This window comes from Prosthecobacter sp. (assembly GCF_044373815.1).
Lineage (GTDB): Bacteria > Verrucomicrobiota > Verrucomicrobiia > Verrucomicrobiales > Verrucomicrobiaceae > Prosthecobacter.
Genome location: NZ_JBIPNG010000634.1, coordinates 1 through 3,109, shown reverse-complemented (window position 1 = coordinate 3,109; position 3,109 = coordinate 1). Strand labels below are relative to the sequence as shown.

Here is a 3,109-nt window from a genome sequence, read left to right as displayed (position 1 = left end):
CCGCTACCCAGTCGTTCAAATCACAGGTTAGGTGAAACCATTCGACAATAGCGCGGGCTACACGCTCGACGTGCTGCGGGTGAAGAAGGCGAGGACGATTCGGAGTGAATAGAATAACCATCCCCCAGCCAATGTCCCACCCCAAGTGGTAGATGCTCAATCATCCTCATGAATCGAGACGCCCGCGAGTATATTCGCTCCATCACCACACTGCTTGATCATGTTCACAGCAAACTCACACTGGATGAGCAGCGCGAACTGCTCGAAGCGCCATCGGGCGAAATTGCGCAAAGGCTTGCTGCCTGTGCTGAGGTGATGGAAGCATGAACACCCCTTTCTCCTAACGCCCTGATGTCCGCGGATTATTTCGACACACGTTTCAAGCTTGACCCGCCGCTTCCGCAGCTGCCGGAATAGTTTGCCATCATAACGGCTTATTCCAGAACAGGCGAGACCTGGACAGTCGAGGAGCACCAGGCCGCCAATGAGGCTCTGAGAACCGAACTGGCTGGGGGCGGGCTTCTGCTTGGAACCATCACGGGTTTCTCGCCTCTTACCCAACACGCTGAGCCAGGGTTTGCAGCCGCAATACTTTTGAGGAGGCCTGCAAAATTGGCGTCAGATTCAAACAGGATGCAATTTGCTTTGTCAGCAGCGGGACGCTGTTTGTCAGCCATTGTGATCATCGCGGCAGCTTGAAGCCCATCACGCAGTTCTCGAAGCGGGGTAATTGAAACGCGGACATGAAACCCGTTGCCATCATCAGTGATATTCACGCCAAACTCCCGGCACTGGCCTGCTAGATACCCATGTTGGCTTGTCCTCGTGACAAAAGGAGGAAGGGATTCAGTTTGTTTGAGTCCCCTTTTTTTAGCTATCACCCATACAAAGGTCTTGTTACGTCAGTGAAGTAAATTGAAAAAGCGGAACAAACCGAGAGTTAACATCGGGGGGCGGCCTGCGGTATGATCATGCAATGAGTGGTTCCAAGACATGGTTGAAACGGTTCATGGTTTCGTTTTGCACCCTGTTGCTGCTCTTACTGAGGGTGCTTGTGCCGCTCATCGAGAAAAGGACCGGTCTCAGATGATTGAGATTCCGTGGTCTTCCGCGGTGATGCGCGCGTTGGATAATGGTGCGGCGGATGTGGTGGTAACACTCGACGGCAGCATGTGTATGCGCGAATGCGGGCAGCAACTGCGGGTACTGATGCGATGATGGCACGGACAGAGATCATGGCGGTTTCGGCGCTTATCTGCTGGTCAATGCACTGGAGAGCGCTGGTATGACGATGAATGACATTCAGATGGTGCACTAAATTTCACGGGAGATGATAGATGTTAGTGAATCAAGGCACGCAGTGCCGTCGGGCAGGCTTTTAGTGGGCCTATAGGGGCGTGGGCAGAAAACTGATAGAAATCTGGTTGCGGCTAAGTAACTGGTATGACCTCCTACCACGGGTCTATTCCGATTCTTTCTCCACTCATGAAACTCATCCTCTTTGCCACCCCTGCTCGCGAAAAGCCCGGCCTCAGTCTTGGAGAGGTTCGCTGCATTGATGTTTTGGAACTTGCTGTTACCGGGCTCGGTGAATCAAGGTGGGTGGCGCTGGCGTTATCGAGAATGGCATGATGATTCAGTCGCCTCACCTGTGAAATCTCCTCTCGAACATCAACTGAAAGCCCTTCTCCCGCGCGGGCGGGTGCTGACCTCACCGGCTCAGCTGGCGGGCTATGGCGCGGATGGGCTGGGCTATAAGAACCACTTGCCGGATGCGGTGGTGATTCCTTTGGATGCAGAGGAACTTGCTGGCTTTATGCGTGGGGCGAAGTCGCTGGGCGTGCCGGTGGTCATGCGTGGGGCGGGCACATCGCTTTCGGGCGGGCCTGTGGCAGTGCAGGGGGGGGTGGTTGTTCACACTTCGTCGTTGAAGAAAATTCGCGAGATCAACACGGAGGGCTTCTGGTGTGAGGTCGAATGCGGTGTGACGCTCAATGTTCTCGATGCCACGCTGAAGCCGTATGGCGTGTTTTATCCGCCTGATCCATCGAGTGGTCCGGTATGCACGCTGGGTGGCAATGTGGCGTCGAACGCGGGTGGCGCGCACTGCTTTCGCTACGGTGTGACGAGCAATTACGTGCTCGGGGTTGAGGCGGTGCTGCTGGATGGCAGTGTGCATCGTTTCGGCGGACCTGCGGGTGGTCGAGGACCTTGGCGCGAAGACTGGAAACGATTCATGATCGGCTCCGAAGGCACGCTGGCGGCCTTCACTCGTTTTTGGCTGAGACTGCTGCCACTGCCGGAGAAAGTGTGGACCTTTCGCGCGACCTATCCCGATTTGAAAACCACAGAGGCGGCGATTCATGCGCTGGTGGCGCACTCGTCTTATCCGGCGGCGATCGAGATGCTTGACCCGCGTGGTGTTGCGATGGTGGAGAGCAGTCAAATGGCTTGCGGATTACCCGAAGGTTCGTTCATGCTGCTGGTGGAGATTGATGGTCCTGAGGCATTGGTGAATGCTCGTGTGCAGTCCGTGGCCGAGCTTTTGCGCCGTGCAGGCTCGAACGATGTGATGTTCAGCGATGAAGATGAACTTCGCCAAAAACTCTGGAAGGCGCGCAAGGCGGCAGGCGGACTGCTGGGGCAGCTCAGTCCCGCATACGTCGTGCAGGACGCGGTGATACCGAAGCGCGCCTTGGCCGAGGTGCTTCAGCTTGTCTATGATGAAGCCGATGCCGCGAACATCCGCGCGGTGAATGTCTTCCACGCAGGCGATGGCAATCTGCATCCGAACTTCCTCTTTGACTCGCGTGTGCCGGGTCAATTGGATAAGGTAGAACTCATCAGCAAGCGGCTCATGCAACGAGTCATCGAAGTGGGCGGCACGCTCAGCGGTGAGCACGGCATCGGCAATGACAAGTCCGCCTACATGCCACTGGTGTTTGGTCCGGACTCCATGCGCCTCCAACTCTCCGTGCCAGCCGCATTCAATCCCGCGCATCAAATGAATCCGCTCAAGGTTTTCGACAATCGCCGCTTCATCGCATGACCATCTTCCCACCCATGCAGCACGAACGTCTCTTTGTTCCCTTCCTGGATGAAGTGGATG

The 3,109-nt window shown here is 56.0% G+C and carries 4 protein-coding genes; all 4 read left to right on the top strand.

Annotated elements, in window-relative coordinates; translation table 11 throughout:
• The first annotated feature begins 168 nt into the window (after positions 1 to 168).
• Positions 169 to 327 (top strand): hypothetical protein, encoded by a 159-nt coding sequence (locus ACIREA_RS29470; RefSeq protein WP_397385894.1) that lies wholly within the window; start codon positions 169 to 171, stop codon positions 325 to 327.
• Positions 328 to 993: 666 nt separating this feature from the next.
• On the top strand, positions 994 to 1,218 hold the full coding sequence (locus ACIREA_RS29465; RefSeq protein WP_397385893.1) for a hypothetical protein: 225 nt from the start codon (positions 994 to 996) through the stop codon (positions 1,216 to 1,218).
• Between the two features lie 267 nt (positions 1,219 to 1,485).
• Positions 1,486 to 1,632: a hypothetical protein gene (locus tag ACIREA_RS29460; RefSeq protein ID WP_397385892.1), complete on the top strand. Its 147-nt coding sequence runs from the start codon at positions 1,486 to 1,488 to the stop codon at positions 1,630 to 1,632.
• A gap of 19 nt (positions 1,633 to 1,651) precedes the next feature.
• Complete coding sequence (locus ACIREA_RS29455) at positions 1,652 to 3,049, top strand: FAD-binding oxidoreductase (protein WP_397385891.1); 1,398 nt, start codon at positions 1,652 to 1,654, stop codon at positions 3,047 to 3,049.
• Positions 3,050 to 3,109 lie beyond the last annotated feature (60 nt).

What these genes read in the sequence shown, in the direction of transcription:
- ACIREA_RS29470 (WP_397385894.1), top strand. Translation starts at nt 169, where the DNA reads ATGAATCGAGACGCCCGCGAGTATATTCGCTCCATCACCACACTGCTT.
- ACIREA_RS29465 (WP_397385893.1), top strand. Translation starts at nt 994, where the DNA reads ATGGTTGAAACGGTTCATGGTTTCGTTTTGCACCCTGTTGCTGCTCTT.
- ACIREA_RS29460 (WP_397385892.1), top strand. Translation starts at nt 1,486, where the DNA reads ATGAAACTCATCCTCTTTGCCACCCCTGCTCGCGAAAAGCCCGGCCTC.